The following is a 6000-nucleotide window of genomic DNA, read 5'->3' as shown; positions in this document are numbered from 1 at the left end:
GTAAAATCGTTTGCAGGATGGTGGTAAACATAGTAGACTTTTTCATAGGGCCGCCTCATTTCGGATGTTTGTAGGGGTACAAACACATTACCGAACGAGCGGTCTTTTTGCTACCTTTTTTTGGTTAATCAACAGTCCTGCATGACATGCAACATTCTCTGCTCATGAAGTAGTTACTCTAAACTGGACTTCACTTATTCCGATGCATTGCGCGGTAGTCTTGCGGCGAGACGCCTTCCTTGCCTTTGAACGTGCGGCTGAAATGCGCGCCGTCGTAGAATCCGGCGGCGTGCGCGATGGCCGTGATCGGCATCGACGTCGTTTCGAGCAGCCGTTTGGCCTGCTCGAGGCGGATTGCATTCATATAGATACCGATCGTGACGCCGGTTTCTTGCTTGAACAGCTGGTTGAGATAGCGTTCATTCAGCGAATAACGCGCTGCAATCTCGCTGAGAAGGAGCCGCTCGCCTGCATTACTAACTCGTTCATGCAAGTCATTCATGACCGCATGAATGAGTTTATGATGGGCGCTTTGCGAAGTTTGCGCCGCACCATGATAGATGCGCACGAGCAAATGCAGGAAATGCTGCTTCACCAGGACCGAATCCTGCCTGCCTAAGTTCAGATCAGCCATGATCGCCTGATAATCCTGCTGCAGCCCTTGGAGCGCCATTGGCCGAGTATCCAGCTTCAGTCTGGCGAACAATTCGCGGAACGCCGTATTGATCTCCGCTTTGTCCGAGTAGAAGCCGATATAATAAAGCCGAAACTGTCCGCCTGCGCAGGAGCTGTTCCGAAGCGTATCTTGCACGGCAAGCAGGTCACTTTGATTCAACTGAACGGCTTGACCGTCTTGGATGACAAGCTGGCTCCCGCCGGTCAAGTAATTGAGCTCAAACCATCTGCCCGGACCATCCCAGCCTAAGTTCTCCCAGAACCCGCAGGAATGGATGCGAATATGGTTCCAGTTCTGATCGACCAACTTGATCAGAGCCTCTACACCGATGCGAGGCTGGTTGTCGGCATGCATGCTAACCCCTCCAATTCATCTTACAATTATACAAATGGAGAAGTAGACATACAATACATATCGTGATGATGACTGTATATTCTAGGTATGGATATACAAATTGAACGTCAAAGGGGACAGCGAATACAATGAAACCAATCACGGCTGAACAAGCGAAGCTAGATCAACAATTTTACGAGGAAAACGGCTACTGGATTAGTCCGGTTGTCTTCGATGCAGAAGAAGTAGAAGCGCTGCGCAAAGCGCATGATCGCATTTGGAATCAAGATTTCGACGGTGACGCATACCCGCTTACGGAATGGTTCCCGAGTGACAATCCGACTCGTCTGCGCAAGGTCGACAATGCTTGGTGGATCAACGACGAGGTGTACAAAACGGTAACCGCTCGTAAACTCGGCAAATTGGCAGCTAACCTGATGAACACAAGCGAAGTTCGCGTCTGGTATGACCAAGCGATCTACAAGCCTGGTACCGGCAAAGGCGAGCAAACATCCGTTGGCAACGTTGGCTGGCATCAAGATTATGTATACTGGCAATGCACGAACACAACAAACTTAGTTACGGCTTGGATTGCGCTGCAGGATACGGATCTGTCCAATGGCTGCATGCAAGTGATTCCAGGCTCGCACAAATGGGGACTTCTGAACTCCGACGGATTCTTTAACACAGAGCTAGAGGCTGTGAAGAAACAAATGGAAGTCGACGAGAAGCCTTGGCGCGAAGAGCCGCTTATTCTCAAAGCCGGCCAAGTCAGCTTCCACCATTCGTATACGATTCACGGGTCCAGACAAAATTATTCCAACGACCCGCGCCTTAGCATCGTAGCGCATTATATCCCGCAAGGAACGGCTTATAAGAGAACTCAGAATGTCGATAATATTCGTCTGCTGGGCCCTCGTCCGAAGGAAGGCGACCTGTACGACAACCAATATTTCCCGCTTGCATACTCGTCATCCGAGGAATAATAATAGCTGATTTTCCGCGTCAAACCTCGGTTTTTGACGAACGGACGAACTTTATTTTGACCATGACCCCCTTAAATGCTCGGCCACTCTCCGAACGATATGAGCGAAAGTAAAAAAAGCGGCACGGACCGCATTCGCGAGGAGAGTGGCAGCACCATGAAAAAAGCCATTTTGAAAAAGGCGGCAATTACATCAGTGGCGTTACTTACCCTAGCAGGTGGCGCAGGAAGCGCTTTTGCTCACGGTAACGACAAAGGACATGACGATAAAGGCAACCACCAAAACAACAACGGAAACAACAAGAACGATAACAAGAAAGACAATGATAAACACGGCATCAACCTTCAGTTCAAGGATGAGAAAGAGCTGAAATGGGCGCTTGAGTATATCATTCGTCTGGCATCCAAAGGCGTGTTCAACGGCTATGACGACGGCACGTTCAAGCCTCAACAGAAAATCACGCGCATCGAATCCATCGTAGCGGCTGTTCGTTTGATGGGTCTGAAAGCGCAAGCGGAATCGCAAGCTGAAATGAGCACGAAGCTGCACTTCAAAGATGCAGACGTTCTTGCAAAAAGATACCCATGGGCAGTTGGCTACGTAGCCGTAGCGCTTGAGAAAGATCTGTTCAGCGAGACAGACGATGCGATTCAACCGGACAAGCCGGCAACTCGTTTGTTCGCGGCAACTTTGCTTGTGAAAGCAATGGGCTTGGAAGCAGAAGCGAAAGCGAAAGTAAACTCGGAGCTGAAGTTCCGCGACGCTGACAAAATCCCTGCGGGATCTGTTGGCTACGTTGCAGTAGCGATCGAGAAAGGCCTAATCACAGGCTACGAGGACAACTCGTTCCGTCCGAACCAACAAGTTACTCGCGCTGAGCTTGCGGCTCTGCTTGACCGTACGGATGAGCAGCTTCCGGATCAAGACGCTCAAGCGATCACAGGCAAGCTGAAAGCGGATCCTGCAAGCAACGCAATCGTAGTTGTAAAACCAAACAACACCGAAGTGGCACTTGCGCTTGACCCGAACGTCTTCATTTTCCGTAATAACGTGAAGGTTGCCGTATCGGCACTGAAAGCCGGCGACGAAGTTCTTGTTCGTACGTACCAGAACAAAGTCGTGTTCATCGAAGTGACGAAGCTGGCTTCCGAGCAGCCTGCCGTTACAACTCAAGTTGGCTTGTTCAACTCCTATTCCTTGAATGAGCAAGGTAAAATCGCAACGATTTCGATCACGCGTACAGAGAACGGTACTACACAAGCGTACGTGTTTAACACGGCTCCTGACGTAGCGATTGTTGGCAATGCAGCTCTGCTCGTAGCTGGTCATGCCGTTGAACTGACTGTCCTTAATAACCTCGTTTATTCCATCAAAGTCCTATAATAAACAAGCACCTAGAGGGCCTCATGACCTGCAGCAATGCAGGCACGAGGCCTTTTTGCTTGCGATTTTTCATTTTGCCGAAAATTTGGTAGTATCAGGGTGAGAATGTAGAGGTGATTGCGATGAAGCCAGTCTTAGAGGTAAAAGGGTTAACAGGCGGATACAGCCCCCGCAGGCCAGTGCTCCATGATTTGTCTTTCGAAGTGGGCGCGGGTGAAATGGTTGGACTTATCGGGCTGAACGGTGCAGGCAAAAGTACGGCCATCAAGCATATTCTCGGGCTGATGCAGCCGCACAGCGGGGAGATTCGCATTAGCGGTCATACGCTGGCAGAGAATTCGGAGGCGTATCGCAGCTCGCTGGCCTACGTGCCGGAGTCGCCGCTGCTCTTCGATGAACTGACGGTCGAAGAGCATTTGGCATTGACGGGCATGGCCTACAATGTGGAAGAGAGCTTGTATAAGCAGCGAACGGAGAGCTTGCTGGATGAGTTTTATATGACGCCGAAGCGAAGCGCATTCGCGGCACACTTATCCAAAGGAATGCGGCAGAAGGTCATGATCATGAATGCGCTGCTGGCAAGGCCTGCGTTATATGTGATTGACGAGCCGTTCCTTGGCCTCGATCCGCTCGGCATTCGTTCGCTGCTCGATAAACTGGTCGAGGTAACGAAGGAGGGCTCCTCCGTGTTTATGAGCTCCCATATCTTATCGACGGTAGAATCGTATTGCAGCCGGTTTATCGTGCTGCATCAAGGGGCTGTTGTTGCACAAGGCACGCTGCAGGATGTGTGCGAGGCAGCCGGAATGCCGCACGAGAGCAGAGCCGGTTCGCTGGAAGAAGCTTTCTACCGGCTCGTGGCAGGTGGAGGGGCAAATGGAGCGATCGGTTGATTCGTTGTGGCGTACGCGCTCAAGCACGTTCTGGCGCGGAGCTCTGCCTTATTTTCGCTATATTGTTCAGAGTGGACTGCCGGGTGTAACGATCATGCTGCTGCTGGCCGGGTTAGCCGGATACGGAATGCTGCTGCGAAATATGCCGGTTACCTTCCCGATTACGCTTGTTGGCGTAGTCGTGCTGACGCCGTTCATATGCTGGAGTCCCTTGCGGACATGGCTGCGCGAGGCGGATGTGGTGTTTCTGGTTCCGCGTGAAGCGCAGCTGCCGTCTTATCTGCGGCGTTCCTTTCGTTACAATAGCATGGGCATCATGGCTGCTGTTCTGTTGATGTGCGGCATCTATATTCCGCTTTACATAGCGACGGATGGTCAGACAAGCAGCATCATAATCGTAGTAGCAGCTTTGCTGTTGAAGCTGCTGCACATGGGGGCAGCTTGGCGCGAGCGCCAGCTTGTTCATGCAGGAAGCAGGCGCAGCATTCGGCTGCTGCGCTGGTCCGCCACTGCGGTAGGCGTTGCGTCGCTGCTGCATACCGAGATATGGAAGACGGTGATGTATCTCGCTGTTGTCGGTTGTCTCTTCGGACTTCTGTACTTGCGTATGCCGCGTTATCCGATTCCATGGCTGCTGCTTATTGAGGAAGAGAAAGGCACCCGGCGCAGGTATGATGTTTTCTTCGGGGCGTTCACGGATGTGCCGACTGAATCGGCAGCGGTCAAGTCACGGCCCTATGCATCGTGGATGGCAAAGCGGATCCGCTACCGCAGGGAGCATGCATTTGTTTATCTCTATACATTTACACTGATCCGTACCGAGCTTGGCGGCATATTGCTGCGTTTAACAGGACTTGGTTTATTCACGGGCATCTTGTCCGCCTATTCCGGCCTGTGGTCAGGCTGGGGGTCGGCCGGCGTCTGTATGCTGTTCGTCTGGTTGAGCGGGGTTCAGTTGAGCGCGCTCACGCAGGCGCATCGGCATTCGGTCTGGCGGCATGTCTACCCGCTGCCGGAGCAGACTCGTTATGATGCCGTAATGCGCGTCGATCGTATGGCTGCCCTCTTGTGCGCCATTATCATCTGGCTTCCGCAGATCGTGCTGCTGCCTTCACAAGGTCTCGTGGTACAGGCGTTAACCTCACTTGTGTTGTCGCTGCTCTATGTCTTGGCGTTACGGCCGGGAAGAGTGAAGCGTAAGCTCGTGTTCGATCCCGATGAGGATTAGAATTTAGGAAGCAATCTTGGTCCGTTATCAATAGGACTAAGGTTGCTTCTTTTTCTATGAAAATTTACGACAATTCGCCATTAATGCGTCGTATAAAGGAGACTAGTATTTGTGGCAGCGCTTCATACGGAAATTCAAATGAAATAGAGGTGCGATTATGCAAATTCTTTTCGACAACGAACGTGCCTGTAGCAGTTTTATGGAAAATGACAGTTTTATGCAGGGGGAAAAAGAAACAACAATTTTTATGGACGTTCTGTGAAAAAATGGACGGAAAAGAATAAATAATGCAATCGTACATAGATTAATTTATCCATTGCAAGAATGGCGGCTTGTGCTGTTCGACATCACTGAGAAGCGGCACTGTCGAATCGTAGGGCACGAATATGCTGGAAGTAGGATTCAAAGTTTATGGCTGGAAGGTATACTGAATAACGAATTGAGAGCTGTTCTCAAACCTAGCAAATAACCAATTAGACCTAGTTTAAATATTTAAAGCCG

5 protein-coding genes are annotated in these 6000 nt (G+C 50.8%); 4 read left to right on the top strand and 1 reads right to left on the bottom strand.

Annotated elements, in window-relative coordinates; all coding sequences use genetic code 11:
- Positions 1-190: 190 nt before the first annotated feature.
- On the bottom strand, positions 191-1030 hold the full coding sequence (locus tag BLW29_RS11855) for a helix-turn-helix domain-containing protein (protein WP_090979644.1): 840 nt from the start codon (positions 1028-1030) through the stop codon (positions 191-193).
- Positions 1031-1158: 128 nt separating this feature from the next.
- On the opposite strand from BLW29_RS11855, the gene BLW29_RS11850 reads away from it, so the two are divergent.
- The 4 genes from BLW29_RS11850 (at position 1159) to BLW29_RS11835 (ending at position 5499) form a co-directional block, all read left to right on the top strand.
- On the top strand, positions 1159-1995 hold the full coding sequence (locus tag BLW29_RS11850) for a phytanoyl-CoA dioxygenase family protein (protein WP_090979642.1): 837 nt from the start codon (positions 1159-1161) through the stop codon (positions 1993-1995).
- Positions 1996-2151: 156 nt separating this feature from the next.
- Positions 2152-3378 (top strand): S-layer homology domain-containing protein, encoded by a 1227-nt coding sequence (locus BLW29_RS11845; RefSeq protein ID WP_090979640.1) that lies wholly within the window; start codon positions 2152-2154, stop codon positions 3376-3378.
- A 116-nt stretch (positions 3379-3494) separates the two neighbouring features.
- Positions 3495-4271: an ABC transporter ATP-binding protein gene (locus BLW29_RS11840; protein ID WP_090979680.1), complete on the top strand. Its 777-nt coding sequence runs from the start codon at positions 3495-3497 to the stop codon at positions 4269-4271.
- Positions 4255-5499: an ABC transporter permease gene (locus tag BLW29_RS11835; RefSeq protein WP_177186595.1), complete on the top strand. Its 1245-nt coding sequence runs from the start codon at positions 4255-4257 to the stop codon at positions 5497-5499. Before BLW29_RS11840 ends, BLW29_RS11835 begins: the two co-directional genes overlap by 17 nt.
- Positions 5500-6000 lie beyond the last annotated feature (501 nt).

The sequence above is a fragment of the Paenibacillus sp. CF384 genome (assembly GCF_900106745.1).
Classification (GTDB): domain Bacteria; phylum Bacillota; class Bacilli; order Paenibacillales; family Paenibacillaceae; genus Paenibacillus_Z.
Note: the sequence above shows the minus strand (reverse complement) of the source record. Positions and strands in the feature narration are given on the sequence as shown.

Excerpts from the sequence above, each read along its gene's own strand:
- BLW29_RS11855 (WP_090979644.1), bottom strand. The coding sequence starts at position 1,030 with ATGCATGCCGACAACCAGCCTCGCATCGGTGTAGAGGCTCTGATCAAG.
- BLW29_RS11835 (WP_177186595.1), top strand. The coding sequence starts at position 4,255 with ATGGAGCGATCGGTTGATTCGTTGTGGCGTACGCGCTCAAGCACGTTC.
- BLW29_RS11850 (WP_090979642.1), top strand. The coding sequence starts at position 1,159 with ATGAAACCAATCACGGCTGAACAAGCGAAGCTAGATCAACAATTTTAC.
- BLW29_RS11845 (WP_090979640.1), top strand. The coding sequence starts at position 2,152 with ATGAAAAAAGCCATTTTGAAAAAGGCGGCAATTACATCAGTGGCGTTA.